Source organism: Mesorhizobium sp. C264A, assembly GCF_040324515.1.
Taxonomy (GTDB): domain Bacteria; phylum Pseudomonadota; class Alphaproteobacteria; order Rhizobiales; family Rhizobiaceae; genus Mesorhizobium.
Genome location: NZ_JAMYVY010000001.1, coordinates 2,024,777 through 2,050,583 on the forward strand (window position 1 = coordinate 2,024,777; position 25,807 = coordinate 2,050,583).

The 25,807-nt window shown below is 62.5% G+C and carries 34 protein-coding genes; 19 read left to right on the forward strand and 15 right to left on the reverse strand.

The window, feature by feature from the left end:
* Entirely contained in the window at positions 1-255 is a 255-nt protein-coding gene (locus NKL04_RS09995; RefSeq protein WP_023669083.1) for a DUF2171 domain-containing protein, read from the reverse strand.
* 137 nt (positions 256-392) lie between these two features.
* Between NKL04_RS09995 and NKL04_RS10000 the strand changes: the two genes are divergently transcribed.
* From NKL04_RS10000 to NKL04_RS10015, 4 genes are all read left to right on the forward strand, one after another.
* Entirely contained in the window at positions 393-1,118 is a 726-nt protein-coding gene (locus NKL04_RS10000) for a DUF2259 domain-containing protein (RefSeq protein ID WP_023694137.1), read from the forward strand.
* A gap of 101 nt (positions 1,119-1,219) precedes the next feature.
* A complete protein-coding gene (locus NKL04_RS10005) occupies positions 1,220-1,639 on the forward strand; it encodes a hypothetical protein (protein WP_245261354.1) in 420 nt (139 codons plus the stop codon).
* Positions 1,640-1,698: 59 nt separating this feature from the next.
* Positions 1,699-3,000 (forward strand): adenylosuccinate lyase, encoded by a 1,302-nt coding sequence (purB, locus tag NKL04_RS10010; RefSeq protein ID WP_023694135.1) that lies wholly within the window; start codon positions 1,699-1,701, stop codon positions 2,998-3,000.
* A gap of 8 nt (positions 3,001-3,008) precedes the next feature.
* A complete protein-coding gene (locus tag NKL04_RS10015; RefSeq protein WP_023694134.1) occupies positions 3,009-3,737 on the forward strand; it encodes a metallophosphoesterase family protein in 729 nt (242 codons plus the stop codon).
* A gap of 15 nt (positions 3,738-3,752) precedes the next feature.
* Here NKL04_RS10015 and NKL04_RS10020 read toward each other — a convergent pair whose 3' ends face one another.
* Positions 3,753-4,568, reverse strand: coding sequence for a VOC family protein (locus NKL04_RS10020; RefSeq protein WP_023700851.1), 816 nt, complete (start codon positions 4,566-4,568; stop codon positions 3,753-3,755).
* Between the two features lie 194 nt (positions 4,569-4,762).
* Here NKL04_RS10020 and NKL04_RS10025 point away from each other — a divergent pair, with 194 nt between their 5' ends.
* On the forward strand, positions 4,763-5,317 hold the full coding sequence (locus tag NKL04_RS10025) for an RBBP9/YdeN family alpha/beta hydrolase (RefSeq protein WP_023694132.1): 555 nt from the start codon (positions 4,763-4,765) through the stop codon (positions 5,315-5,317).
* A 19-nt stretch (positions 5,318-5,336) separates the two neighbouring features.
* Here NKL04_RS10025 and NKL04_RS10030 read toward each other — a convergent pair whose 3' ends face one another.
* Together NKL04_RS10030 and NKL04_RS10035 are read right to left on the reverse strand one after the other, a co-directional pair.
* Positions 5,337-6,110, reverse strand: coding sequence for an HpcH/HpaI aldolase family protein (locus NKL04_RS10030; protein WP_023669090.1), 774 nt, complete (start codon positions 6,108-6,110; stop codon positions 5,337-5,339).
* A gap of 127 nt (positions 6,111-6,237) precedes the next feature.
* On the reverse strand, positions 6,238-6,558 hold the full coding sequence (locus NKL04_RS10035; protein ID WP_023669091.1) for a DUF1476 domain-containing protein: 321 nt from the start codon (positions 6,556-6,558) through the stop codon (positions 6,238-6,240).
* A 47-nt stretch (positions 6,559-6,605) separates the two neighbouring features.
* On the opposite strand from NKL04_RS10035, the gene NKL04_RS10040 reads away from it, so the two are divergent.
* From NKL04_RS10040 to NKL04_RS10065, 6 genes are all read left to right on the forward strand, one after another.
* The gene (locus NKL04_RS10040) at positions 6,606-6,728 is read left to right on the forward strand and encodes a hypothetical protein (protein ID WP_280790911.1); all 123 of its coding nucleotides are present in this window, start codon (positions 6,606-6,608) and stop codon (positions 6,726-6,728) included.
* 105 nt (positions 6,729-6,833) lie between these two features.
* Complete coding sequence (gene purC, locus NKL04_RS10045) at positions 6,834-7,628, forward strand: phosphoribosylaminoimidazolesuccinocarboxamide synthase (RefSeq protein WP_013532127.1); 795 nt, start codon at positions 6,834-6,836, stop codon at positions 7,626-7,628.
* Between the two features lie 88 nt (positions 7,629-7,716).
* The gene (purS, locus tag NKL04_RS10050; RefSeq protein ID WP_023669092.1) at positions 7,717-7,959 is read left to right on the forward strand and encodes a phosphoribosylformylglycinamidine synthase subunit PurS; all 243 of its coding nucleotides are present in this window, start codon (positions 7,717-7,719) and stop codon (positions 7,957-7,959) included.
* Position 7,960: 1 nt separating this feature from the next.
* Entirely contained in the window at positions 7,961-8,629 is a 669-nt protein-coding gene (gene purQ, locus NKL04_RS10055; protein ID WP_023684888.1) for a phosphoribosylformylglycinamidine synthase subunit PurQ, read from the forward strand.
* Between the two features lie 41 nt (positions 8,630-8,670).
* On the forward strand, positions 8,671-9,081 hold the full coding sequence (locus NKL04_RS10060; protein WP_023669094.1) for a hypothetical protein: 411 nt from the start codon (positions 8,671-8,673) through the stop codon (positions 9,079-9,081).
* 4 nt (positions 9,082-9,085) lie between these two features.
* Positions 9,086-9,730: a Pr6Pr family membrane protein gene (locus tag NKL04_RS10065; RefSeq protein WP_023684887.1), complete on the forward strand. Its 645-nt coding sequence runs from the start codon at positions 9,086-9,088 to the stop codon at positions 9,728-9,730.
* Between the two features lie 12 nt (positions 9,731-9,742).
* Here the strand turns inward: NKL04_RS10065 and NKL04_RS10070 are convergent, their stop codons facing one another.
* On the reverse strand, positions 9,743-9,988 hold the full coding sequence (locus tag NKL04_RS10070) for a DUF1127 domain-containing protein (protein ID WP_023700852.1): 246 nt from the start codon (positions 9,986-9,988) through the stop codon (positions 9,743-9,745).
* A gap of 93 nt (positions 9,989-10,081) precedes the next feature.
* Between NKL04_RS10070 and NKL04_RS10075 the strand changes: the two genes are divergently transcribed.
* Complete coding sequence (locus NKL04_RS10075; RefSeq protein ID WP_023694130.1) at positions 10,082-11,491, forward strand: aminotransferase-like domain-containing protein; 1,410 nt, start codon at positions 10,082-10,084, stop codon at positions 11,489-11,491.
* Positions 11,492-11,533: 42 nt separating this feature from the next.
* Here the strand turns inward: NKL04_RS10075 and NKL04_RS10080 are convergent, their stop codons facing one another.
* Positions 11,534-11,698, reverse strand: coding sequence for a hypothetical protein (locus NKL04_RS10080; RefSeq protein ID WP_023669098.1), 165 nt, complete (start codon positions 11,696-11,698; stop codon positions 11,534-11,536).
* A gap of 188 nt (positions 11,699-11,886) precedes the next feature.
* Between NKL04_RS10080 and purL the strand changes: the two genes are divergently transcribed.
* The 3 genes from purL to NKL04_RS10095 all read left to right on the forward strand — a co-directional run bounded on the left by purL (position 11,887) and on the right by NKL04_RS10095 (position 14,972).
* Entirely contained in the window at positions 11,887-14,118 is a 2,232-nt protein-coding gene (gene purL, locus NKL04_RS10085; protein WP_023669099.1) for a phosphoribosylformylglycinamidine synthase subunit PurL, read from the forward strand.
* Positions 14,115-14,639, forward strand: coding sequence for a hypothetical protein (locus NKL04_RS10090; RefSeq protein ID WP_023669100.1), 525 nt, complete (start codon positions 14,115-14,117; stop codon positions 14,637-14,639). The genes purL and NKL04_RS10090 overlap by 4 nt, the downstream gene beginning before the upstream one ends.
* Positions 14,640-14,738: 99 nt before the next feature.
* Entirely contained in the window at positions 14,739-14,972 is a 234-nt protein-coding gene (locus NKL04_RS10095; protein WP_010909092.1) for a BolA/IbaG family iron-sulfur metabolism protein, read from the forward strand.
* Between the two features lie 12 nt (positions 14,973-14,984).
* Here NKL04_RS10095 and NKL04_RS10100 read toward each other — a convergent pair whose 3' ends face one another.
* Positions 14,985-15,818 (reverse strand): phosphodiester glycosidase family protein, encoded by an 834-nt coding sequence (locus NKL04_RS10100; protein WP_023700853.1) that lies wholly within the window; start codon positions 15,816-15,818, stop codon positions 14,985-14,987.
* Between the two features lie 160 nt (positions 15,819-15,978).
* On the opposite strand from NKL04_RS10100, the gene grxD reads away from it, so the two are divergent.
* Both grxD and NKL04_RS10110 read left to right on the forward strand, forming a co-directional pair.
* Positions 15,979-16,314 carry a Grx4 family monothiol glutaredoxin gene (gene grxD, locus NKL04_RS10105; RefSeq protein ID WP_023669102.1) on the forward strand — a complete coding sequence of 112 codons (336 nt, stop codon included), beginning with the start codon at positions 15,979-15,981 and terminating at the stop codon, positions 16,312-16,314.
* Positions 16,315-16,432: 118 nt separating this feature from the next.
* The gene (locus tag NKL04_RS10110; RefSeq protein WP_023684881.1) at positions 16,433-17,701 is read left to right on the forward strand and encodes a multidrug effflux MFS transporter; all 1,269 of its coding nucleotides are present in this window, start codon (positions 16,433-16,435) and stop codon (positions 17,699-17,701) included.
* Positions 17,702-17,764: 63 nt separating this feature from the next.
* Here the strand turns inward: NKL04_RS10110 and NKL04_RS10115 are convergent, their stop codons facing one another.
* From NKL04_RS10115 to rpsD, 4 genes are all read right to left on the reverse strand, one after another.
* Positions 17,765-18,175: a UCP034077 family protein gene (locus tag NKL04_RS10115; protein WP_023669104.1), complete on the reverse strand. Its 411-nt coding sequence runs from the start codon at positions 18,173-18,175 to the stop codon at positions 17,765-17,767.
* An 82-nt stretch (positions 18,176-18,257) separates the two neighbouring features.
* On the reverse strand, positions 18,258-19,085 hold the full coding sequence (locus tag NKL04_RS10120) for an inositol monophosphatase family protein (protein WP_023700854.1): 828 nt from the start codon (positions 19,083-19,085) through the stop codon (positions 18,258-18,260).
* Positions 19,075-19,962 carry a tRNA 2-thiocytidine(32) synthetase TtcA gene (ttcA, locus tag NKL04_RS10125; protein ID WP_023700855.1) on the reverse strand — a complete coding sequence of 296 codons (888 nt, stop codon included), beginning with the start codon at positions 19,960-19,962 and terminating at the stop codon, positions 19,075-19,077. Before ttcA ends, NKL04_RS10120 begins: the two co-directional genes overlap by 11 nt.
* Before the next feature lie 107 nt (positions 19,963-20,069).
* Positions 20,070-20,687, reverse strand: a complete 618-nt coding sequence (rpsD, locus tag NKL04_RS10130; RefSeq protein WP_023669107.1) for a 30S ribosomal protein S4 — start codon at positions 20,685-20,687, stop codon at positions 20,070-20,072.
* Between the two features lie 384 nt (positions 20,688-21,071).
* Here rpsD and NKL04_RS10135 point away from each other — a divergent pair, with 384 nt between their 5' ends.
* Entirely contained in the window at positions 21,072-21,272 is a 201-nt protein-coding gene (locus tag NKL04_RS10135) for a hypothetical protein (protein WP_023700856.1), read from the forward strand.
* Positions 21,273-21,355: 83 nt separating this feature from the next.
* Here NKL04_RS10135 and NKL04_RS10140 read toward each other — a convergent pair whose 3' ends face one another.
* A complete protein-coding gene (locus NKL04_RS10140) occupies positions 21,356-21,544 on the reverse strand; it encodes a DUF3008 family protein (RefSeq protein WP_023700857.1) in 189 nt (62 codons plus the stop codon).
* A gap of 161 nt (positions 21,545-21,705) precedes the next feature.
* Between NKL04_RS10140 and NKL04_RS10145 the strand changes: the two genes are divergently transcribed.
* Positions 21,706-23,088: an RNB domain-containing ribonuclease gene (locus NKL04_RS10145; RefSeq protein ID WP_023700858.1), complete on the forward strand. Its 1,383-nt coding sequence runs from the start codon at positions 21,706-21,708 to the stop codon at positions 23,086-23,088.
* Between the two features lie 84 nt (positions 23,089-23,172).
* On the opposite strand, the gene murI is transcribed toward NKL04_RS10145, so the two are convergent.
* From murI to NKL04_RS10160, 3 genes are all read right to left on the reverse strand, one after another.
* Positions 23,173-23,961 carry a glutamate racemase gene (gene murI / locus NKL04_RS10150; protein ID WP_023700859.1) on the reverse strand — a complete coding sequence of 263 codons (789 nt, stop codon included), beginning with the start codon at positions 23,959-23,961 and terminating at the stop codon, positions 23,173-23,175.
* 145 nt (positions 23,962-24,106) lie between these two features.
* Entirely contained in the window at positions 24,107-24,715 is a 609-nt protein-coding gene (locus tag NKL04_RS10155; RefSeq protein ID WP_023700860.1) for a DUF805 domain-containing protein, read from the reverse strand.
* Between the two features lie 81 nt (positions 24,716-24,796).
* Positions 24,797-25,645, reverse strand: coding sequence for an RNA methyltransferase (locus tag NKL04_RS10160; RefSeq protein WP_023700861.1), 849 nt, complete (start codon positions 25,643-25,645; stop codon positions 24,797-24,799).
* Between the last annotated feature and the right edge of the window lie 162 nt (positions 25,646-25,807).

Genomic DNA, 25,807 nt, shown 5'->3' on the forward strand with positions numbered 1-25,807 from the left:
TCAGGTCGGGTCGGACTCCTCTTCCTCGAAGCTGACCGCGACATCCGAATTTGCCGACAGCCAGACTTTCTGGCCCTCGACCTCGGCAAGCAGGCTCAAGGGAATGTAGTGGTGATGCCCCTGATGGGCGCCCTCGCCGCTGTCGGCCTTGGTCAACTTGATCCGCTCGCCATCGACCCTGTCGACGGTGCCGATGTGAACGCCGTCGGCGCCGACCACTTCCATATGCTCGCGAATCTTGCTGGCCTCAGTCATGGGGTGTTCTCCTTTTGAAAACGATCGACGATAACAAACAGAGGCGAAATTGGATGCATCGCCTTTCGAATAGCACGATGTTTTGACTGTCTCGTGATAGGGAACGATCGAACCACGGCAGGCGGAGCGGAACCCCGATGCGAAATCTCGTCCTGATTGGCGTTTGCCTGCTGGTCCATCTGGCATCCGCCATGGCCGCCCAAGCGGGCGATGTCGCCGAGCTTGAAATCCTCGGCTTCAGCAAGGATGGCAGCGTCTTCGCCTTCGAGGAATATGGTGTGGCAGACGGTTCGGGCTTTCCCTATGCCAATCGCCACTACATCAACACCGCCGACGACACGTTCCTGAAGGGCACGCCAATCCGGGTCCGGCTGGAGGATGAGACCGCCTCGCTCGAGACGGCCCGTCAGCAAGCCAGGCAAAAAGGCGAAGCAATCATTGCCCAGGCCGAGCTTACCGCCAACCGCGGCATCACCGCCGGCTTCAACCCGGTGACCGAATTGTCGGCCGACCCGTTCCGCATGGTGGTCAACCCACGGCCGATCTTTTCGCCGGTCGACCCGCCGCTGGAATTCCGGCTGGACGAGATCGGCATGAACGACACCGAAAGCTGCCAGAGCCAAGGCGAGATCAACGGTTTTCGCTTGCTGCGGATCGAGGCCAGGGATGGCGGCCAGACCCATCTGCTGCATGAGGATAAATCGATCCCGAAAAGCCGTGGCTGCCCGAACGGCTACAGGATCGGCGCGGTGCAGACATTTTCGATGGACGGCATCAGCGCCTATGCGGTGCTGATCGCGGTGCGCCAATACGGCTTCGAAGGGCCGGATTTTCGCTGGATCGCCGTGACCGGACGCCTGTGACATCGCTCGATCAATCCAGTTGGCGCAAGCGCGCCGGAAATCGCGTCAGCCGCGCCGTACCATCGACGGGCACCGCGCTTCTCGGCGCCTTGCTGTGGGCGATGGCCATGGGCGCCAGCGCGCTGACCGGTCTTTGGCTCGACAATTGGGAGACCCCGGAAAAGATCCGCTTCGTCGCCCTGCTGTTTGCGACCGGCGCGGCATTGGCCTTTCCCGTCGGGTTGTTCGCGGCGCGGCTGGTCTCGCTCGACCGGCATTGGGAGGTGGCGTTCGCCGCCGCCTTCGTCTGCCTGCTTGCCACGACGCTCGCCTTCACCGGCGGGTTGTTTGCGCTGCAATACCGCTCCTATTATGCCGAATGGCACGCGGAGGCCTTCACCGCCCGGTGGGCGTTCGAACTGGTCTTCACCTCGCTGACGGCGCTCTACCAGTTCGTGGTGCTGGGTATCAGGCTCTATTTTCCGCTCGGATTCATCGCGCTTGCCGCCGCCAGCGTTTGGTTTGCACGCCAGCAGCGTTGAGCATTCGGTCCGCCTCTGATAGGAGGCGCACTTAACCACCGACATATCAGGACTGACGGATGATCCCTCGCTATTCCCGGCCGGAAATGGTCGCCATCTGGTCGCCGGAAACCCGCTTCCGCATCTGGTTCGAGATCGAGGCCCATGCCTGCGATGCGCTGGCCGAGCTCGGCGTCATTCCCAGGGAAGCCGCCAAAACCATCTGGGAAAAAGGCGGCGCCGCCCAATTCGACGTCGGCAAGATCGACGAGATCGAGGCCGTCACCAAGCACGACGTCATCGCCTTCCTCACCCATCTCGCCGAATTCGTCGGGCCGGATGCGCGTTTCATCCACCAGGGCATGACCTCATCGGATGTTCTCGACACCTGCCTTGCGGTGCAGCTCGGCCGCGCCAGCGATATCCTGCTGGCCGACCTCGACGGCCTGCTCGCCGCGCTGAAGCGCCGGGCCTTCGAGCACAAGGACACCGTCACCATCGGCCGCAGCCACGGCATTCATGCCGAGCCGACCACGTTCGGCGTCAAGCTGGCGCAGGCCTATGCCGAGTTCTCACGCTGCCGCGAGCGGCTGGTGCACGCGCGAGAGGATATTGCCACCTGCGCCATATCGGGCGCGATCGGCACCTTCGCCAACATCGATCCCTATGTCGAAGAACATGTGGCGAAAAAGCTTGGGCTGAAGCCGGAGCCGGTGTCGACGCAGGTCATCCCTCGCGACCGCCATGCCATGTTCTTTGCCACGCTCGGCGTCATCGCCTCGTCGGTCGAGCGGCTGGCGACCGAGATCCGCCATCTGCAGCGCACCGAGGTGCTGGAAGCGGAAGAGTATTTTTCGCCGGGCCAGAAGGGCTCGTCGGCAATGCCGCACAAGCGCAACCCGGTGCTGACCGAAAACCTCACCGGCCTTGCCCGCATGGTGCGCTCCATGGCGCTGCCGGCGATGGAGAATGTGGCGCTCTGGCACGAGCGCGACATCTCGCATTCCTCGGTCGAGCGCATGATAGGGCCGGACGCCACGGTAACGCTGGATTTCGCGCTGTCGCGGCTCACCGGCGTCGTCGACAAATTGCTGGTCTATCCCGACAACATGCTGAAGAACATGAACAAGTTCCGTGGCCTTGTGCATTCGCAGCGCGTGCTTTTGGCGCTGACGCAAGCCGGCGTCAGCCGCGAGGATGCCTACCGCCTGGTGCAGCGCAACGCCATGAAGGTATGGGAACATGGCGCTGATTTCCTTGAGGAATTGTTGGCCGACAAGGAAGTCACCGCAGCGCTGCCCGAAGCCGAGATCCGCGAGAAATTCGACCTGGGCTATCACACCAAGCATGTCGACACGATCTTCAAGCGGGTTTTCGGATAGGATCTTCCATGCGGCTGGCTGTCCTTTCCGACATCCATGGGAATCTGCGCGCGCTTGAGGCGGTTCATGCGCAGATCAAAGACGCTTCTCCCGACATCATCGTCAATCTGGGCGATTGTCTCTCCGGGCCGCTATGGCCTGAAGAAACCGCGCAATATCTGATGGCACAGAATTGGCCGACCGTGCGCGGCAATCACGACCGTGTGCTGGTCGAGCCGCCTGCTTCCGGGTTGGAAGACGTCGATGCTTTCACCCACCAATGCCTGTCCCAGGCGTCATTGACCTGGCTCTCCGCATTGCCGGTCACCCTGTCGCCTGCCCAGGACATCCTGCTTTGCCATGGCAGCCCCAGTGACGACGACGTGTTCCTGCTCGAGGAAGACGGAGGCAGCCACTTCCACCCGTCCAATGAAAAGCAGATCAGGCACAAGCTGGGCAGCGCCGGCGCCGGGCTGACCTTGTGCGGCCATACACATACGCCGCGCGTTGTGCGCTTGTCGGACAACCGGACAATCCTCAATCCCGGCAGTGTCGGCGTCCAGGCATTCCCAGGTTTGACTGTGACCGGCAGTCCGGATGCCCGCTATGCCCTTGCCACGCGCAAGGACAGACAATGGTCGTTCAGCCATCATACGGTCAGCTATGACTGGACCGAGGCGTCCACCCGCGCGACAGCCACCGGCTTCGACAGCTGGGCGCATGGGCTGCTGACGGGCTACGCCGCCACTTCCTTGTAAGAACCGAGCGGGCGCTCAGCCGGCGGCGCCCGGCACGGTGCGGATAACCGTGCCCCACGGATCTTCCCGCGTGGTTTCAGCGGTTGTCTTGTCCGACCGCATCTCGACCCAGGCCAGACCCGAGCGGGACGGATCGCGGCGGCCGGCGCCGGCGCTGTGCCACGAATTGCCACCGATATGATGGTGGTAGCCTCCCGACGACAGGAACACCGCCTGCCCTCCATACTTAGCGACCGTGTCGAAGCCAAATTCGTCGTGCCACCAGGCCTCGGCATCTTCCGGCCGGCCGACGCGCAGATGGACATGGCCGATAATGCTGTTTTGCGGCGCGCCCTGCCAGCCGGCGTCACCGGCCGGCACGCTGCCAACCACGGCGGCCAGATTCAGCCGCTCGGTCGCCATGGCGATCTTGTCGCCGTTCCACTTCCACTCCTGCGGCAGACGGTCCCTATAGACTTCAATGCCGTTGCCTTCGGGGTCGGTCAGGTAGAAAGCCTCGCTGACCAGATGGTCGGAGGCGCCCTCGATGCGGATCTTGTTGGCGGCGGCATGGTTTATCCAACGGCCGAGATCGGCGCGGCTGGGCAGAAGGAAAGCGGTGTGGAAAAGGCCGGCGCTGCGCGGATCGTCGGGCTTGGCCGCTGCGTCAGGCTCGATGACCAGCAGCGGGCGCTCGGCAGCGCCCAGCGTGATGGCGCCATCGGCGCGGCTCAATTCCTGCAGGCCGACAACAGCCCGGTAGTAATCGGCAAGTCCTTCGGCGTCGCGCGCCTTCAGGCCCACGCGTGACACGCTGACGGGGGTCGTCGCGGCAAAAGGCAGTTCGCTCATAAAACTCTCCGTTCAGCGCGTTATCCCAGGCCGCGCCACCAGTCTATTCTGTTGTCCATCTCTTCCTGCCTCAAATCGTCGATCCTGATCGTTCACACAAGATGGAAAGAATCGAACAGGTTGTTCACGATTGTGATGCACCGCATGCGTCAGCGCGGGTTGCACGAGACACGGCCGCTCGCTATCTCAGCGCCATGAAAGTCAAAGACGCAGATATTCTGATCGTGCCGGGCTACACCAATTCCGGCCCCCAACACTGGCAGACACGCTGGCAGTCGAAACTGTCGACGGCGCGCCGGGTCGAGCAGGCGGAGTGGTCGAAGCCGGTGCGCGAGGACTGGACGGCGAGCGTGGCGAACGCTGTCAACGAGGCCGAGCGGCCGGTGGTGATCGTTGCCCATTCCCTGGGCGTGGCGGCCGCGGTGCAGGCCATTCCGCAGTTCAGGAAGCCGGTCGCCGGTGCGTTCTTTGTCGCGCCGCCCGACGTCGCCAACCCGGAGATAAGGCCGCGTCACCTGATGACCTTTGGCCCCTATGCACGCGAACCGCTGCCCTTCCCGTCCATCGTCATCGCCAGCCGCAACGATCCGTTCTGCGCCTTCGAGGTTGCCGAGGACATTGCCGGCGCCTGGGGTTCGCTGTTCATCGATGCCGGCGAAACCGGTCACCTCAATGAGGATGCCGGCTTCGGCCCGTGGCCGGAAGGGTCGATGACCTTCGCCAAGTTCCTGACCGACCTCAAGGCCTGACCGGGCAAGGCACCACGCCTCAGCCCTTGATCGAATCGTTCATGCTTTTGATGAGTATCTTTGCGCCGAGCGAAATCAGCGCATGGTCCGAGCCCATCGCCAGCAGCCGGTAGCCCATCGCCACGACGCGGCCGGCAATCGCCGGCTCAACGACGTAGATTGCCGCATGCTTGCCCGCCTTGCGCGTCCGCTCGGCGATGGAGGCGACGGTTTCCATCATGCTTTCCAGCGTCGAATTGACGGTGGCGCCATTCGACCAGGCGATGGAGAAATCCGATGGGCCGAGGAAGATGCCGTCAATGCCCGGCGTGTCGAGGATGCCGTCCAGCGCATCGAGTGCGGCGCGCGTTTCGACCATGGCAAAGGCCATGGTGCGTTGATTGGTGTCGCGCAGCCATTCGGCGTGGTCGCCTTTGCCATGGCGCGGAAAAGCATAGGTCGGGCCCCAGGAGCGCTCGCCCATCGGCGGATATTTCATCGCCGCGGCAAAGAGTTTTGCATCGGCCACCGAATTCACCATCGGTGCAATCACCGCCTCGGCACCGAAATCGAGGGCGCGGCTGGCCATGTCGAAGCGGCCGACCGGAATGCGCACCAGCGCCGGCTTGTTGGCGGCCAGCACCGGCACCAGGCCGCGCAAGACCGAGTCTTCGTGGTGTCCGCCATGCTGCATATCGAGGGTGACGGCGTCAAAACCCTGCTTGGCGATGATTTCGACCGTCAAAGCGTCCGGAACGCCGGACCAGGCGGTGAACAGCGTTTCATCCGCCGCCAGGCGTGACTTCAGGGACATGGGTGCTTTCCTCGTTGGGTAGAGCCTTGTAACAGGCCTACGCACAGTTTCAGCCGGAAAAGGCTGAAAAGGCAAAGAAAAACCGCCCGGCTGGACCGGGCGGTCGATTGGTCCAGCGCTACTCGCTCTAGGTGTTCTTGATCTGCTCGATCGCCTGCGCCATCAGTTCGTCCATGGTGCGGCGGATCTGGTGATCCGACTGGTCGACGCCGGCGGCGTCGAAATCCTTGCGGATCTTGCGGAATACGTCGTGATCGCCGGCTTCCTCGATATCGGAAACCACAACTTCCTTGGCATAGGCGTCGGCGTCAGTGCCGGATTTGCCCAGCTTTTCGGCGGCCCACAGACCGAGCGCCTTGTTGCGGCGTGCGGAAGCCTTGAAGCGAAGTTCTTCGTCGAAGGCGAATTTGCGCTCAAAACCCTCTTCGCGGTCTTTCATGCTGCTCATGGCTTCCCTCCGATGAAATCGATTCGCGTTGGCGATGGATATGTGTGTTGCCGCAGCACAAACCAAAAGGGCGCGGGCCGGTCAATATGCTACATCACTTGCTGCGCTGCGGCATTTCATTCCTGAAAGCGGTCGATGGAAAGGATTTGCCGATTGAGCAAACGCTGTGATTGGGATAGACCCGGCATTGAACCCCACCCGTCGCCGCACCAATTTAGGCAGACGGACAGGAACTGGTCGCTTGCCGCCTGCCCGCAAATCCAGAGAAAAATCAGATGAAAAATCGCCGCCGCATTTATGAAGGCAAGGCCAAGATCCTCTATGAGGGACCGGAACCGGGCACGCTTATCCAGTTCTTCAAAGATGATGCGACCGCATTCAACAAGAAGAAACATGAGGTCATCGACGGCAAGGGTGTGCTCAACAACCGCATTTCCGAGTACATCTTCAACCATCTGAACCGCATGGGCATTCCGACCCACTTCATCCGCCGGCTCAACATGCGCGAGCAGCTGATCAAGGAAGTCGAGATCATTCCGCTCGAAGTGGTGGTGCGCAATGTCGCCGCCGGCTCGCTGTCCAAGCGCCTCGGCATCGAGGAAGGCACCGTTCTGCCGCGTTCGATCATCGAATTCTATTACAAGGCCGATGCGCTCGACGATCCGATGGTGTCGGAAGAGCACATCACCGCTTTCGGCTGGGCAAGCCCGCAGGAGATCGACGACGTCATGGCGCTGGCCATCCGCGTCAACGACTTCCTCTCCGGCCTGTTCATGGGTGTCGGCATCCAGCTCGTGGATTTCAAGATCGAATGCGGCCGCCTGTTCGAGGGCGACATGATGCGCATCGTCGTTGCCGACGAGATCTCGCCGGATTCGTGCCGGCTGTGGGACGTGGCAACGCAGGACAAGCTCGACAAGGACCGTTTCCGCCGCGATATGGGCGGCCTCGTCGAAGCCTATCAGGAAGTTGCCCGCCGCCTTGGCATCATGAACGAGAACGAGCCGCCGCGCCCGACCGGCCCGGTGCTCGTCGCCTCGACCGATGGCCTCAAAGGCAAGCCGCATTAAGTCTTCATTTCTTGACGCAATTCCGGACGGAAAACCGCTTCACACTTTTCCTGGAATTGCTAAGTCTTCGAACAGGAACCTGTCCAGCATGATCAAGGCCCGCATCACCGTCACCCTCAAGAACGGCGTGCTCGACCCGCAGGGAAAAGCCATAGAGCACGCTCTGTCCGGACTGGGGTTCGGCGGCGTCGGCCAGGTGCGGCAGGGCAAGGTCTTCGACCTCGAGCTCTCGGAGACCGACAAGGCCAAGGCTGAAGCCGATCTGAAAGCCATGTGCGACAAGCTGCTGGCGAATACGGTGATCGAGAATTACGCGGTGGAGATCGCTTGATATGAAATCAGCTGTCGTTCTTCTCCCCGGCCTCAACCGCGACCGCGACATGATTGCGGCGCTGACCAAGATTTCCGGGCAGGCGCCGGCGACCGTCTGGCAGACCGACACTGAAATCCCCGATGTCGACCTGATCGCCATTCCCGGCGGCTTCTCCTTCGGCGATTATCTGCGCTGCGGCGCCATTGCCGCGCGGATGCCGGTGATGCGGGCAGTCGCTGAAAAGGCCGCCAAGGGCGTCATGGTCATTGGCGTCTGCAACGGGTTCCAGATTCTGGTCGAGGCCGGCCTGCTGCCCGGCGCGCTGATGCGCAATGCTTCGCTGAAATTCGTTTGCCGTGAGGTGAAGCTGCAGATCGCCAACGCCAACACCATGTTCACCCGCCGCTATCAGCCGGGCCAAATCATCCGCACGCCGGTTGCGCATCATGACGGCAATTATTTCGCCGATGCCGACACGCTTGCGCGCCTCGAGGGCGAAGGACAGGTTGTGTTCCGCTATGCCGAAGGCACCAATCCCAATGGCTCGATCAACGACATTGCCGGCATCATCAGCGAGAAGGGCAATGTGCTCGGCCTGATGCCGCATCCGGAAAACCTGATCGAGGCCGCGCATGGCGGCAGTGACGGCCGGGCGCTGTTCGAAGGCGCACTCGGCATCGCCGCCTGATATCTCTTCGAATTCCTTTCAAAACGCGGGGGCGGTTGACCATGAGACTGACGATTGTTCGCCTAGGTCCCCTGGCTGCTGCCGGCTTGGCGTTGGCGTCCTGCCAGTCCAGCCCGAAGAGCGCGCCGGTCCCCACGGGCAAGAGCGCTTCGCTGCTGGCCATGGAACAGGTAGCGATATCGGCCCACAAATGCTGGATCGCCAGCAAGGATCCCGCCTTCAAATCCTATCAGATGGCCAATGAGCTGAATTCGTTCAGCGGCACGCCCCGCTTCCTGCTGGTGCCGGCCAAGCATTATGGCGGCAAGCCGCTGCTGGTCGTCCAGGCGCAAGGCAATTCCAGCCGCGTCGACGTGTTCGGTCCGCTGATGGACGATCCGCTCGGCGCGCGCATCGGATCCGACATTGCGCGCTGGCAAACGGGCAACCCCTCCTGCAACGCGGCCGCCTGACGCCATGGGCCGCTTCCTGCAGTTTGCGGGATTGATCATCGGTCTGGCCGGGCTTGTCCTGCAAGCGTGCATCACCATCCCGGCATCGATGGAAGCCGGCCGCAGTTTTCTCGGCTCCATCGTCTTTCTGTTCAGCTTCTTCACCATCCTGACCAACATCGGTGCAGTGCTGGTCCATGTCTCGCTGCTGTCGCCTTCGGGCTACGCCTGGCTGCCGGCCTTTGCCGGGCCGCGGATGCGGGCGGGCGTGGCGGCTTCCATCGCCCTGGTCTTCATCGTCTACGCGACGGTTCTGGCGCAGCTCTGGCAGCCGCAGGGGCTGTTCCTGCTCTGTGACGTGCTGCTGCACTATGTGACGCCGGTGCTGTTCGTGCTGTGGTGGCTTGTTGCAGGCGCTGACGGCAGGACACGCTGGAGCGACATTTCGTGGTGGATGGCCTATCCGATCGCCTATCTCGCCTATGCGCTGGCGCGCGCACCGATCGCAGGCGAAGTACCCTACCCGTTCCTCGACGTTGCGAAAAACGGCGCGGCCAACGTCGCCCTTGCGGCGCTGGCCGTCACCGGTGTTTTCCTGGTGCTGTGCATCCTCGCCGTGCTTGCCGATAAGGGCGTCTCACGCCTCAGGGCTCCGGGCACACGCCGCTGACCAGACTACAAGTTAGTCCCAGAATCGCCTGATGCCTTCGCGGTGAGCGTCGTCACGCGACACACCGATGTCCCTGAGCTGCTCGTCGGTCATTTCGAGCAAAGCCAGGCGGCCGCGACGGCGCTCGATCAGCACGTCGATCCATCGCGCCAGCGATCTGACTACATGCACGATCCGGCCGACAAAGCCTCGCCGGCTGGACGGGCGCGGCCCGACCAATTCAATGCCCGCGCAGCGGATTGTCTCGATTGTATCCATTGTCTTTCTGCCAACCTTGCAAATTGTACCCATCTTGGTACGGTTCTGATATGCATTGACACCCGATCTGGTGCAATATACAGAATTGTCACCATGACAAATTGGCTCCCTGACCTCACCATCGGTTCCGGCCCGCTTTACCAGCGCCTTGCCGACAGCATCGAGTCGGACATCGACAAGGGCGTCATCGATGCCGGGGCAAAATTGCCGCCGCAGCGCGATCTCGCCTATGATATCGGCACGACGGTCGGCACGATCGGCCGAGCCTATCAGCTGCTGCGCGAGCGCGGCCTGGTGAGCGGCGAAGTCGGTCGCGGGACCTATGTGCTGGCGCAGCAATCGGAAGCGTCACCCGAATTCGCCGAGCCTGCCGTGCAAGGCACGCGCTATGTCGATGCGCCGCCCGGCAAACTGCGTTTCGACAGCACTGCCGCGCCCGACATCGGCCAGGGCGCCATTGTCGCTGACATGCTCTCGCGCACGGTGCAGGAACACCCGCACGAGATTTCGAGCTACACCAGGGATTTTCCGGAGCGCTGGTTCGAGGCCGGCGCCCGCTGGCTGTCGCGCAATTCGTTCCGTCCGGCGGCCGACACCATCGTTCCCACGCTTGGCACACATGCCGCGGTGATGGCGGCGATTGCGGCACTGACCACGCCGGGCGACTATGTCGCCTTCGAGCACCTCACCTATTCGCAGATCGCCCGCAGCGCCGGGCTGATCGGGCGGCGCATAGCACTGGTGGCATCGGACGAAGAAGGCCTCGATCCCGAGGATTTCGAACGCGTCTGCGCGCAAAAGCACCCGAAGATAATCTTCCTGATGCCGACGGTGCAGAACCCGACGCTGGCGATCCTGTCGGTTTCGCGCCGCGAGGCGATCGCTCGTGTCGCGCGCGCGTACAATGTCATCGTCATCGAGGACGATCTCTATGGCGGCCTGACCGAAGATCCGACGCCGCTCATCGCCGAATATGCACCCGAGCGCACCATTGTCGCCGGCGGTCTGTCGAAATCGGTCGCGGCAGGTGTTCGCGGCGGCTGGCTCTCCTGCCCGCCCGCCTATCGCCATCGCATCCGCGTCGCCCACAAGATGATGACCGGCGGGATGCCGTTCCTGCTGGCGGAGGTGAATGCGCGGCTGGTGCTGTCAGGGCAGGCTGGCGATATCCGCAAACGCAGCATTGCCGAAATTGCCGCCCGCATCGCCATCGTGCGCGAGACACTGGCGGGTTTCGCCTTCAAGTCACACGGCAGCGTGCCCTTCGTCTGGCTGACGCTGCCCGATCCCTGGCTGTCCGGCACGTTCAGGAGCGCATGCCTCGAAAATGGCGTGCTCCTCGACGACGAGGACGAGTTCAAGGCGGGGCGTTCCGAGCAGGTTTTTCACGGCGTGCGTTTCGGCGTCTCGCAGCCAAGGCGGCGCGAGGACATCACCGGCGGCGTCGCGGTGATCCGGCGGCTGCTGGAGGAAGGCCGCGCCGGCTACGACAGTTCGTCCTGAATCGTTGGCGCTAAACCGTGCGCCTGTGTACCGATCTCAGGTTCAGCCCTCTGCCTTGAAGTTTTTGGCTTCCTTTGCGCCCTTGTCCTTGCCGTGCTTCTCGGCCAGGTCCTTGGCCTGCTTGGGCGAAACGTCGGTGGTCTCGGCAATATGCATGGCCTCCTTGTCGGAGAGGCGATTGTCTTTCTTGCCTTGCTTGGTGGCCATGTCGAAATCTCCTGATTGGTTTGAGGCCTAACGGCCGGGATGCCATAGCGTTCCCCAGCGGCTCCCCGCTACCATCGTCGCCCTGTGGTTTTCCGGCGTTTTTCGTCATCCAATGGGGTGTATCACGCCAAAGCTTGCGATATGAGGGGACTCAAATTCCCCTCTCCCATGGACATCAATCGCCGCCCATGACCATTTCCAATTCCGTGCCGATCACCCCGGAACTCATAGCCGCGCATGGGCTGAAGCCCGACGAATACCAGCGCATCCTCGATCTGGTCGGGCGCGAACCGAGCTTTACCGAACTCGGCATCTTCTCGGCGATGTGGAATGAGCACTGCTCCTACAAATCCTCGAAGAAATGGCTGCGCACGCTGCCGACCACCGGGCCGCAGGTCATCCAGGGTCCGGGCGAGAACGCCGGCGTGGTCGATATCGGCGACGGCGACTGCGTCGTCTTCAAGATGGAGAGCCACAACCATCCCTCCTACATCGAGCCCTACCAGGGTGCGGCGACCGGCGTCGGCGGCATATTGCGCGACGTCTTCACCATGGGCGCGCGGCCGATTGCGGCGATGAACGCTTTGCGCTTCGGGGCACCGGACCATCCCAAGACCAGGCACCTGGTCAGCGGCGTGGTTTCCGGCGTCGGAGGATACGGCAACGCCTTTGGCGTGCCGACCGTCGGCGGCGAGGTCAATTTCGACGCCCGCTACAACGGCAACATCCTGGTCAACGCCTTTGCCGCGGGCCTCGCCAAGACCGATGCGATCTTCCTGTCGGAAGCCAAGGGCGTCGGCCTGCCGGTCGTCTATCTCGGCGCCAAGACCGGGCGCGACGGCGTCGGCGGCGCCACGATGGCCTCGGCCGAGTTCGACGACAAGATCGACGAGAAGCGCCCGACCGTGCAGGTCGGCGATCCCTTCACCGAAAAATGCCTGCTCGAAGCCTGTCTTGAGCTGATGGCGTCCGGCGCCGTCATCGCCATCCAGGACATGGGTGCGGCCGGCCTCACCTGTTCGGCGGTCGAGATGGGCGCCAAGGGCGACCTCGGCATCGAGCTTCACCTCGACCAGGTGCCGGTGCGCGAAGAGCGCATGAGCGCCTATGAGATGATGCTGTCGGAGAGTCAGGAGCGCATGCTGATGGTGCTGCGCCCCGAGAAGGAAAAGGAAGCCGAGGCGATCTTCCACAAATGGGGCCTCGACTTCGCTATCGTCGGCAAGACCACCGACGATCTGCGTTTCCGCGTCATCCATCAGGGCGACGAGGTCGCCAATCTGCCGATCAAGGACCTTGGCGACAAGGCGCCGGAATATGACCGCCCCTGGGTCGAGCCGAAGAAGCCGGCGGCGCTCGCAGCCGGCGATGCGCCGAAGGCCGACGTTGCCGATGCGCTGTTGAAACTGCTCGGCGGGCCGAACCTGTCGTCGCGCCGCTGGGTGTGGGAGCAGTACGACACGCTGATCCAGGGCAATTCGCTGCAGCTTCCCGGCGGCGACGCCGGCGTGGTGCGCGTCGAAGGCCATCCGACCAAGGCGCTCGCCTTCTCCTCCGACGTCACGCCGCGCTATTGCGAGGCCGACCCGTACGAAGGCGGCAAGCAGGCGGTGGCCGAATGCTGGCGCAACCTCACCGCCACCGGCGCGCTGCCGCTGGCGGCCACCGACAACCTCAATTTCGGCAATCCGGAACGGCCTGAGATCATGGGCCAACTGGTCGGCGCGGTGAAAGGCATTGGCGATGCCTGCCGGGCGCTCGGCTTCCCGATCGTGTCGGGCAATGTCTCGCTCTACAACGAAACCAATGGCCAAGGTATCCTGCCGACGCCGACCATCGGCGGCGTGGGGCTGATTGCCGACTGGTCGAAGATGACCCGTATCGGCTTTGCCGCCGAGGGCCAGATGATCCTGCTGGTCGGCGCGCCCGCAAGCTGGGGCAGCCATCTCGGCCAGTCCGCCTATTTCAGGGACATCCATGGCCGCACCGACGGGCCGCCGCCATCCGTCGACCTCGCCCATGAAAAGCGCGTCGGCGACCATGTGCGCGCGCTGATCGCGTCGGGCGTCGTGACCGCGGCGCATGACCTTTCCGATGGCGGCTTGGCGATAGCCCTGGCCGAAATGGCGATGGCGTCCGGCATCGGCGCCACCATTCCGGGGCTCGCCGGCACCGACCCGATCCCGGTCTGGTTCGGCGAAGACCAGGGCCGCTACCTGCTGACGCTGTCCGTCGATCCGCAGAGCAAGGAATGGGACGCCATCCGCGAGGAACAGAGCAAGCTCGGCATCTTTGCGCCATGGATCGGCTCGACCGGTGGAAACGAACTGAAGCTCGGCGATGCCAGGGCGATCCCGGTCAGCGAATTGACCGCCGCCCACGAAGGCTGGTTCCCGAACTTCATGGACAAGTCCATTTGACCAGCCTGGCAGCCCGGACGCTGATCGCAGTCGTCTTCTGGCCGTCGCTGTTCTTCTTCTGGTTCCTCGGGCCGTTCGTCTTTTTCCTGCTGTCGACGACCTCGAGCGAGGTCTGTCCGCTGCTGGAAAGGCGTGACCAGTTCATTGAGGCGGCCAATGGCACACTGCAGATGCTGGCCTTGCAAAGTCTGATCTATGCGATCCCCATCGTCTGCCTGGTGCTGTGGAGCCGCCTTTTGCCGAACCCGGCGCGCGCAAGGCATGTCGCCACCTGCATCAAGCTCTTTGCCATTGCGGTCATTACCGGCGCGCTGTGGGAATACGGGTCATCGCTGATCTGCGACGGCTATGGCCAACCATTCTTTTCGCCCTTGTGGCAGATGACCAGCTATCTCCCGATTATCAACCTGGCGCTCAACATCCCGCTCTATGTCCTGGTGTTCAGCCTTGGCCGGGGGTTCTCGACCCGCGACGACATTACCGAAGATGGTGTGGTTCACCCGCGGCAGGATGGCCCTTAGACACTGCGTCGCCGACAGAACGGCTTCAACCCGGACCAGAAAGGCTTTAGGCTGCCGTGCGAGTCACTCGTGCCTAGCCGCCCAGAACAGGATTTTGCCATGGCAATGGATGCCCACGACATCGAAAAACTGATCAAGGACGGCATTCCGGACGCCAAGGTGACGATCCGCGACCTCGCCGGTGACGGCGATCACTATGCAGCCGAAGTGGTGGCCGAAAGCTTCCGCGGAAAGAGCCGCGTCCAGCAGCACCAGATGGTCTATGATGCGCTGAAGGGCAATATGGGCGGCGTGCTGCACGCGCTGGCCCTGCAGACCAGCGTGCCGGACTGAAGCCAGACTGGCCTACTGTTTCTGCGGCTGCTTCGCCGACACTGACGTGATCGGCTTCGCCGACACTGAGATGATCGGGCCCGCCGGGTATTTTCCGCCGACGATCATTCTTTTCCCATCCGACAGCGCGGAAACCGCGCCGTCGAGGAACAGCGCGTTGCGGCATTGTAGCGCGTCGCGAAACAGCCGCGCAAAGCTGCCGAAACTGACCTCAGACCGCGAGATCGCCAGCAAAACGGTGTTTTCATCGCGCACGCCGACGCCGTTGCGGATGAAGCGCGAGGTTCCGTTCGGCTCGAAGCGTGGGTGAATCTTGCCATCGATCACCAGCATCGGGCCGGACTGCGTGGCGAAGGCAACATCGCGTTTGGTGACCGCATAGGCGTTGCTTTCCATGACAGCCGCCTTGCCGTCATTGCCCACCAGAAAGACGCCGTTCGGTTTCAGGAAGAAATTGCCTTCGCCGTCGGCAAGATTGAGCCGTGACTTTTCGCTGCCGTCCTCGACCAGCAGGCCGACCGGCGACAAATCCTCGTGATACATGCCGCCATTCATGGCGAGCAGCACCGGCCTCCCCTCGCCCGCAACCGCCTTGTCGAAGGCTTCGAGCGAACCAAAAGGCTTGCCATCGGCGCCGGCGTGGAAAACACCGATGCTGTCGGCGCGAAGATCGGTCTCGCAGACGACATAGGTCACCGCCTCGAAGGCGACATTCCGGCAAGGCGCGGGCAGGTCACCGCCAATGACCAGCGGCGGCGGCTCGGGGCGTCTCGGCCACCAGACAACGGCAATCGCCGCCAGCAGGATGGCGATCGGAAGGGCGGCGCCATATCGTCTTTTCATCATGTTCCGAAGGTTGCAATCGGCTCGGATGCTTGGCCCAAGACAGGCGATCCTTTGCGCCATTTCCGCGACGGCGGCGCAAACATCTTGTTTCGGCCCATCTATGGGTTTATTTGATGGCTATGCTTCGAGCCTGACTCCCACAGGCGTGAAAGGATATCTCATGAGCGGCATCAACGACTACATCGACAGCGAAGTGAAGGGCAACGACGTCGTCCTTTTCATGAAGGGCACGCCCGGTTTTCCGCAGTGCGGCTTTTCCGGCCAGGTCGTCCAGATCCTCGATTACATCGGAGCCGACTATAAGGGCGTCGACGTGCTGACCTCGGCCGAACTGCGCCAAGGCATCAAGGAATATTCGAACTGGCCGACGATCCCGCAGCTTTACGTCAAGGGCGAATTCGTCGGCGGCTGCGACATCATCCGCGAAATGTTCCAGGCGGGCGAGCTGCAGACGTTGCTCGTCGACAAGGGCGTCAGCGTCAAAGCGACAGCCTGATTCTGAGTTGAGACGGGGCAGCCCCGCCCCGGCAAAATGTTACCTCCCCCTATCGGAGTGAGGACGAAGTTATGCGCCGGCATGCCGGCGCATATTCGTTTTGAAGATCGGACCCGCCGTGGACCAGCCAGCAAAAGCGCCGCAACAGGCACGCAAATTGCCTATTCCGCGCTGGGAATTCATCGCGCTGTGCGCGGCACTGATGGCGTTGAACTCGCTGGCCATCGACATCATGCTGCCGGCACTGCAGCAAATCGGCGCCACGCTTGGCGTTGAGAATGAAAACCACCGCCAGTATGTGATCACCGCCTATATATTGGGCTTCGGTGGCGGACAGCTTTTCTTCGGACCGATCTCGGACCGGTTCGGGCGCCGCGCGCCGCTCGTTGCCGGGCTGGCGATTTATGTCGTGGCGGCGGCAGCTGCCGCCATCGCCCCGTCATTCGCCGTCCTACTGCTGTGCCGGCTGGTGCAAGGCATCGGTGCGGCGGCGACCCGCGTCATCGCCGTCTCGATCGTGCGCGACACGTTCGACGGTCGGCGCATGGCCGAGGTGATGTCTCTGATCTTCATGGTGTTCATGGCCATCCCGGTGATCGCGCCTGGGATCGGCCAGTTCATCATGCTGTTCGCAACATGGCACTGGATCTTCGTCACCATGGCCGTCGGAGCGCTGATCGTGTCGGCGTGGTCGCTGCTGCGGCTGCCGGAGACGCTGCATCCGGAGTACCGCCGGCCGCTGACAGTCTCATCCGTCGTCGGTGGTTTCCGCATCGTGCTCACCAACCGCATGGCGCTTTGCTACGCCTTTGCCAGCACCTTCATTTTCGCCGCCATGTTCGGCTTCATCGCCTCCGCACAGCAGATCTATGTCGACATTTTTCATGTCGGCGAATTGTTTCCTGTCATCTTCGCGGGTGTCGCCGGCGTTCTCGCTTTTTCGAACTACCTCAACTCGCGCCTGGTCGGCCGCATCGGCATGCGCCGCCTGTCGCAGAGCGCACTGCTGTTGTTCCTGGTGATCAGCCTTGCCTGGCTCACCGTTTCGCTTCAAATGAAGATGCCACTCTGGCTGTTCATCACCTTCTTCGCCAGCGCGATGCTCCCGTTCGGCGCGCTCGGCGCCAATTTCAACGCGCTCGCGATGGAGCCGCTCGGCCAACTGGCGGGCACCGCGTCGTCCATCCTGGGCTTCATGCAGACTTTTCTCGGCGGCATCCTCGGCACGCTGATCGGCCAGGCCTTCAACGGCACGGTGACGCCGCTTGCCGCCGGCTTCTGCAGCGTCTCGGTCGCGGCCCTGCTGATGATCCTGATCGCCGAGCGCGGCAAGATGTTCCAGCCGCACAACCCACCCATTTCAGGGCACGTCACCGACCTGCATTGAGCAACTGTTCTGCGCTACGAGTTTTATTTGTCTCAGACCGCAGCCACCTTCAAGCGACGCGTTTCAGGATGCGCCGCCAATCACTGCCGTGAAACGAGGGAACAGCGGGCGCCCTGCGATGGCGCCACCCATGCTGTCCGAAAGAGGCATCGGCAGAGCCTTGTCGAGAGCTTCGAGCACGGATGACACAAAGACCCGGTTGAGCGAGGCATCATCTCCCATATGGGAGAAAGTGGCGCGCGGTTTGCCCATCAGCGTGCCGTTTTTGCGAATTGAGAAACTCAGCGTCAGGGTCATGCCAGCACTTCCAGGCGGCGGCTGCCAACAGGCAAAGATCGCGGAAAACATCTCGTCTATGGTATCGACGGGATCGCGACTGCCGCACGCGCGTTCCTGCGATCTTGCCTCAGTGGCGCCAGCGGCGGCCAAGGCAAGTGCAAGCGCCGTTGCAACAATTGCGGACCGATGTTTCATTTCGCAGCTTCCGACTTCGCGAGAGATTGGACATAACAGAGCCAATATACTTGACGAAAGCCTCTACCAGCAGTTGGACCGATTATTGCGCCCAGAGTTCCCTGCGCAACTCCTGCCAGCTTTCCTTGTCCGGGGCGACAAGAATGCCGCCGTCGACATGCGAGGGCAGATAGGCGCTGCCGTCGATCCGCGCGGTGTAGCCGCCGGCCTCGGCGTGGATCAGCACACCGACCAGATGGTCCCACGGCATCAGTTTGTTGTAGACGACGAAATGGGCATGGCCGCTGGCCAGAAGACGGTATTCATGTGCCGCGCAGCGATAGCCGAACTGCGATAGGGTCTTGGTCTGGTTGCGCGCCAGGAGCGAGCGTTGCGGTTCCGCCAGATATTGCCAGGAGACGGAGCCGGTCATCTGCGAGATCGGCACGGCATCGGCCACGTGCACCGTCTCCAGCGCGCCATGCGCATGGCGGATATGGCTGCCGGCGCCCTTGGCGCCGATCAGCCAGTCCCGGCCTACGGGGTCATGGATGATACCGGCGACGGTTTCGCCCTTGACGACGACGCTCAGCATGACGCCGAAGAGCGGCACGCCGGAGGCGAAGTTGAAGGTGCCGTCGACCGGGTCGACGACGAAGGCGAGGTCGGCATCGCCGAGCCCCTGAAGCAGCGCCGGATTGTCGGAACAGGCTTCCTCGCCGACGATCATCGCCGTGGGATAGCGCTCGCGCAGCCTGGCCGTGATCAGCCGCTCAGCGTTGATGTCGGCCTCGGTCACCAGGTCGGCGGCCGAGGTTTTCTGCCTGATGTCGCCCTCGCCCAGCCGGCGGAAGCGCGGCATGATTTCGGCCCTGGCTGCATCGGCGAGAAGCTCGGCCAGCCAGTCGATCGCTTGGTCGTCAAATATCATCGGAAACGTCTTGTCCTGTGCTGAGGCTGCCATTGAGGGCGGCAAAGTCGAACAGCTTTCTGTCAAGCAGATGCGACGGCCTGGTGTTGGACAGCGCGCGCAGCATCGTGTCCTTGCGGCCCGGCATGCGCTTTTCCATGTCGTCCAGCATCGCCTTCATGGCGTTGCGCTGCAGGCCTTCCTGGCTGCCGCAGAGATCGCAGGGAATGATCGGGAATTTCATAGCGGCGGCGAATTTTTCCAGATCGACCTCGGCGCAGTAGCTCAGCGGCCGCAGCACCATGACGTCGCCGTCGTCATTGAGCAGCTTTGGCGGCATGGCGGCAAGGCGGCCGCCATGGATTAGATTCATGAAGAAGGTTTCGAGAATGTCCTCGCGGTGGTGGCCGAGCACCAGCGCCGAACAGCCCTCCTCGCGCGCGATGCGATAGAGATGGCCGCGCCGCAGCCGCGAGCACAGCGAACAATAGGTGCTACCCTGAGGCAGCTTGTCGGTGACCACCGAATAGGTGTCCTGATACTCGATGCGATGGGCAATGCCATGCGCATCGAGGTAGTCGGGCAAAATGTGCTTCGGAAAATTCGGCTGGCCCTGGTCGAGATTGCAGGCCAGCAGCTCGACCGGCAGCAGCCCGCGCCATTTGAGATCGAGCAGCACGGCCAGCAGCCCGTAGGAATCCTTGCCGCCGGACAAGGCCACCAGCCAGCGGTCGCCGGGCCTCGCCATGGCGAAATCATCGACCGCCTGACGGGTCAACCGCAACAGCCGCTTACGCAGTTTGTTGAACTCGACCGATGACGGCACGTCGGCAAACAGCGGATGGAAGCCGCCTTCAGCAATCGGTTCAACTGTTTCGATGTCTGCCAGCATGTTCATGGCTTGTCGCTTTCCATAGCCGAGAGTGCCGGATTAGCGGACATGGCCGACAAAGAAAAGGCCGCCTCGACGGGCGGCCCTTTCCGGTATCGCAGAAAAGCGATCGATCAGCGCGAATAGAATTCGACGACCAGGTTCGGCTCCATCTGCACGGCGAAGGGAACGTCGGCCAGGCCGGGGATGCGCGAGAAGGTCGCGACCATCTTGTTGTGATCGACTTCGATATAGTCCGGCACGTCGCGCTCGGCGAGGCCAACCGCCTCCAGCACGATGACCAGCTGCTTCGACTTTTCGCGCACTTCGACGACGTCGCCCGGCTTGCAACGGTACGAGCCGATGTTGACGCGCTTGCCGTTGACGTTGACGTGGCCGTGGTTGACGAACTGGCGAGCCGCGAAAATGGTCGGCACGAACTTGGAGCGGTAGACGACCGCGTCGAGACGCGACTCGAGCAGGCCGATCAGGTTCTCGGAGGTGTCGCCCTTGCGGCGATCAGCCTCTTCATAGACCTTGCGGAACTGCTTTTCGGAGACATCACCATAGTGACCCTTCAGCTTCTGCTTGGCGCGCAGCTGCAGGCCGAAATCGGAAAGCTTGCCCTTGCGGCGCTGGCCGTGCTGGCCGGGGCCGTATTCACGCTTGTTGACCGGGGACTTCGGGCGGCCCCAGATGTTTTCGCCGAGACGGCGGTCGATCTTGTACTTCGCGGATTCGCGCTTGCTCATCGCATTCCCTTTCAAAACAAACCACCCGGAGCCTCATGGTCCAGGTGAAGGAAACGCGCCCTCCTCTGGCCTCCGTTTTCGAGGCCTGACAGGGTTTTCCCACGCAACGCGGCGGAAAACCCACGGGACACGTCAGTCTAGACAAAACCAGGAAACGATAAACCTGCTTTCCTGGGGCTTGCCATGTAAAAGAAACAACCGGGCATTGCGGCCCGGTGTTGGTGCGCTCGTTAAACGGAGATTTGAGCAGAGTCAAGCGCGTCGCTGGCGCTGGTCCCGGCAACCATATCACGTCTTTGGCGTTGAGTGCCGTGCCGGAGCGGCGGGAGGTTATTGCGCCGACGGCATTTAGGAAGGGACTGGAGCCAAAGGAGCCGAAGTCGCATGAAGAAGTTTTTCCTCTCGTTGGTCGGTGCAGCCGTCCTGGCCGGGACGATGTCGATCGCCGTGCCCGAGCCAGCGATGGCCAAGCACTGGCAGGGCCACAAGCATCGTCAGACCTGCCATGTCGTGGTGAAGAAGAAGGTCATCTGGCGGCATGGCCACAAGAAGGTCATCCGCTACAAGGTGAAGTGCTGCTGGTGACGTCAGGAGTTTCGGGCTTGGCCTGAATCGAAGAAGCCCGTGGTTTCGGCCACGGGCTTTGTTTATCGACTCGGTTCAAGGTTTCAGTCTGCCGATTTCTTCTCCGGCAGTCCTTTGCGCTTGGTCTCTGCGAATTCCTCGAGCTGCTTTTCGTTCATCGAATTGTACATCGACTTCGACGCGCCTTGAAGCTCGCTCTTCCTGGTCTCGCCGCGCTTGGCCGACAGGGCTGCGCCAGCGGCCTTTTGCTGTGCTTTTGAGGTTGCAGGCATATCGGCTCCTCCTTTGCTGCCAGGAGAAGAAACGTTGCGCTCCGGCGACGGTTCCAGCGCTGGCGGTCAACTTCCGTTCCGCGCTCATGCCAGCCCATGGTCGGCCGGCACTGCCGGCAAACCACCTTCCCGTGCCCGCAACGCCGGTGTAGGACGGCGCCATGAAATCGTTGAACGATCCCTCGCAGGCACTCGCTACCGGCCTCGCCAAAATCCGCACCGAGTTCCATGTGCCGGAGGGATTTCCCCCTGATGTAATGGCCATGGCACAGACGGCGGCCAGGCGCGTGCCCGACCAGCATGCCGACCGCACGGCGATGCCCTTCGTGACGCTCGACCCCGCGGCTTCCACCGATCTTGACCAAGCGTTTTCGATCGAAGCGAGCGGTAGCGACCTTCTGTTGCACTATGCCATTGCCGACATAGCCTGGTTCGTCGCGGACGGCGACGCGGTGGATCGCGAAGCCTGGGCGCGGGGCGAAACCCTGTATTTGCCGGACGGGAAGGCCGGGCTCTATCCCCGGGTCATTGCCGAGGGCGCCGCGAGCTTGCTGCCCGGCGATCCGCGTCCGGCTGTCATCTTCACGGTCCGGATCGCCGACGACGGAGCGGTAAGGCTGGATGGCGCCGAACGGGCAATCATTCAAAGCCGCGCCAAGCTCGCCTATGACAGCGTGCAGGCCGCCGACGTCCCAGTCGGCTTCGCCGAAATCGCGCGGCGCATGGCGGCGGCCGAAGACCGTCGCGGCGCTTCGCGCGTCGACCCGCCCGAGCAGGAGGTGGAACAGCTTGCCGATGGCACGTTCCAGCTTGCGTTCAGACCGCTGCTGCAATCCGAGCAAGACAACGCAGCACTTTCGCTGGCCGCCAACATGGCGATTGCCGACGCCATGCTGGCACACCGGACCGGCTTGTTCCGGGTGATGGCGCCGCCCGATGCTTCCAAAGTACAAAGACTGCGCAACGCGGCACGGGCCTTAGGCCTGTCCTGGCCTCCTTCGACCAGCCTGTCCGACTATCAGCGAACCCTCGATCCGACCAACATGCAACAGGCAGCGCTGATGCTGGAAATCCGCCGCGCCGGCTCCGGTGCGTCCTACCAACCCTATGAGGAAGGCGTTGTCCCCTGGCACGAGGCGATGGCCGCGACCTATGCCCACGCCACCGCGCCCCTGAGGCGGCTGGCCGATCGCTACGTCGTGCGCTGCGTGCTGGCCATCGCCAACGGCCAGCCGGTGCCGCAAGCCGTTACCGAGGCGTTTTCCAAACTGCCGAAGGTGATGGGCCGCGCAGGCGCCCGCGCCTCGCAGATCAACCACGCGGCCATCGACCTTGCCGAGGCTGTGATGCTGAGGGGGCGCATGGGTGAAACATTCAAGGCCGTCGTCACCGACGTCGGTGATCAGCGTGTGCGCGTTCAGCTCTCGGACATGCCTGTCGTTACGAATGTGAAGGCCTCAGGGTTCAGGCAGGGCGATGGCCTGACGCTAAGGCTTGTTTCGGCCGATCCGGATCGGCGCGTCATTGTCTTCGAGCCTGCCTAAAGCGCGTCGGCGACGCGCTTTAGTTTTTTTGTTTTTATGAATGTCGTTGTCCCAAAACCGCTGCGCACTTTTGGGCTACATGCATTAGCGCGCGCTCAATCCAAAACCCTGCATCAGCCGGCTGATGGCGAAATCCGCCTTTCCCGAGGTAAAGACGGCGATGTCGGGCTCGCTTTGCGGCAATGGCCCGTCGACAGCCGGAAGCAGCGACAGAGCACGCCGCGCAATCGCTTCGGCCGGGTCGATCCAGTCGACCGGCCAGGGCGCGGTCTTGCGCATGCGATTGGCCAGGAACGGATAGTGCGTGCAGGCGAGCACGACGATGTCCGTGCGCAAATCGTCATGCTGGACGAAACACGGTGCGATCTCGGCACGCACGGCCTCCTCGTCGACAAAGCCCTCGCGCATGTAGGCCTCGGCCAGTCCGGCGAGATTGTTGCTGCCGACCAGCCGGACATGGCATTTCTGCGCCCATTTGCCGATCAGGTCGCGCGTGTACTGGCGCTTCACCGTGCCCGGCGTCGCCAGCACCGAGACCAGCCCGGACCGGGTGCGCTCGGCAGCCGGCTTGATTGCCGGCACCGTGCCGACAAAGGGATGGCCAGGGAATTCTTCCCGCAACGCATCGATCACCAGCGTCGAAGCGGTATTGCAGGCGACGACCGAAATTTCCGGATCAAAACGGTCGAGCAGCTTGGCGAAGAGCTCGACTATATGGGCCTGCAGCGCCGGCTCTTCCCAGGCGCCGTAGGGAAAGGCCTTGTCATCGGCGACGTAGACGAAGCGCCGGTCGGGCATCAGCACGCGCGCTTCGCGCAGCACGGTCAATCCGCCAACGCCGGAATCGAACATCAGTATCGGACGGTGGCTCATTGATATCGGACCATGAAAGAGGCTGGATCAGAAGGCTTGGCGGTCATTGGCCAATGCCGTTCTTCTATCTGCAACCATCATGGTCTTGAAGTGGCGAATGTCAGCAAGTTCTATGCAAAGCCGGCGAAGACGACCTTGCCTCGGTCTAGAGCCCGCGCTTGCCGAAGCCGGCGGGCCGCGGGCGGCCCATAGGCTGGGCGGACGGCACCGAGCGCGTGGCCGGTGTGGCGTTGCGCATGGAAGACTGTGCCGTGCTGCTGGCCATCCGGCCGGATCCCGCAGGCATGGGCGTATCGCCATCGAAATCGAAAACCGATGTCAGTTCGTCGATATTGATGCCCGCCACCGGCTTAGCCACCAGGATCGTGCACCAAAGGCCAAAGATCGACAGCGCAAGCAGGTTGAGACCGCTGGACGTGCTTTCCGGATTGTTGAAATCGATGACCAGCAGCGTGCCTGCCTGCAGAAAGGCGTAGATGGCGCAGAACACGATGTAGGACCACAGGATCCACGCTTTGCCGTTGGCGTCGCGGCTGCGTCGCCAGGCGATGTTGGCACGCATGACCACGGCCAGGAGGGAAACGACCAGAACCGCGCCTGCCATCCCTTGCCGCGATGGACCGGGCGCCGAGTTGACCAGCCCCTCAAAGCCGATCGTGCCAACGATGCACAGCACGGCAAGAACGGCCTCGAGCAGGGCTACGCCGAGCGAATAGAAGAAGAAGCGCATACGGCCGATTTTGGACGTGAACATTTGCCACCCCACCGTTTTGACAACAATGGACGAGAGGCAAATAAAATTCGGTTACTTCAGCCGTTCGAAGCTTAGCGATTTCTAATCTTCTTTGTCTGCGTGGCGTTTTCGCGCAGCGGCCGGCAAACGCCTTGGATCGTCTCCCGGCGAGCCGTCACCGCGCGGCATGGCCGGCGAAAACCGGTCGAGCGACGAGATGATGCCACGCAGCACTTTCAGTTCCGGCTCGGCGAAACCGGCGCGCGTCAAGACGGCGCGCAGATTGTCGACCATCTTGGGTTTCTTGGGCGCCGGGCGGAAATAACCGCGCGCTTCGAGCGCGCCTTCGAGATAGGCAAACAGGCCGTGCAACTCTTCCTTGCTCGCCGGCTTCATTTCAGGACTGGAGAAATTGGTCGCCGTCTCGTCCTCCAGGCCGGATTTCATCCATTCATAGGACATCAACAGCACGGCCTGGGCGATGTTGAGCGACGAAAAGCCGGGATCGACCGGAAAGGTGACGATCTCGTCGGCCAGCCCGACCTCGTCATTGTAGAGCCCAAAACGCTCGCGGCCGAACAAGATGCCGGTGCGCAGGCCGGCTATCTGACGCGCCCTGAGCGCCCTGCCCGCCTCGACCGGACCACGCACGGGTTTGAAGCCGTCGCGCTCCCGCGCCGTGGTGGCGAAGACGAAGTTGAGGTCGGCGACGGCGGACGCCAGGTCGCCGAACACTGTTACGGCATCGATGACATGGTCGGCGCGGCTGGCGGCGGCGCGCGCCTTCTCGCTCGGCCAGCCGTCACGCGGGTTGACCAGTCTCAGTTCGGCAAGGCCGAAATTGGCCATGGCGCGCGCGACCATGCCGATATTCTCGCCGAGCTGCGGCTCGACCAGGATGATCGCCGGCCCGGCAGCGGATGCGTTTTCAGGATGATCGACGGCGGACATGATCTCAATGAACTGCTGTTTGCGGCATTTCAGCGTTCCCTGCCACATCCGCTCGGCAAAATGAAGCTTTTGCAAACACCGGTCGCGGCACAGACGACCCATTCTGCACGGATGGTCGTTTGCGCGGCCAAATAGGCTTTGATATACGCTCCGCATACCCGG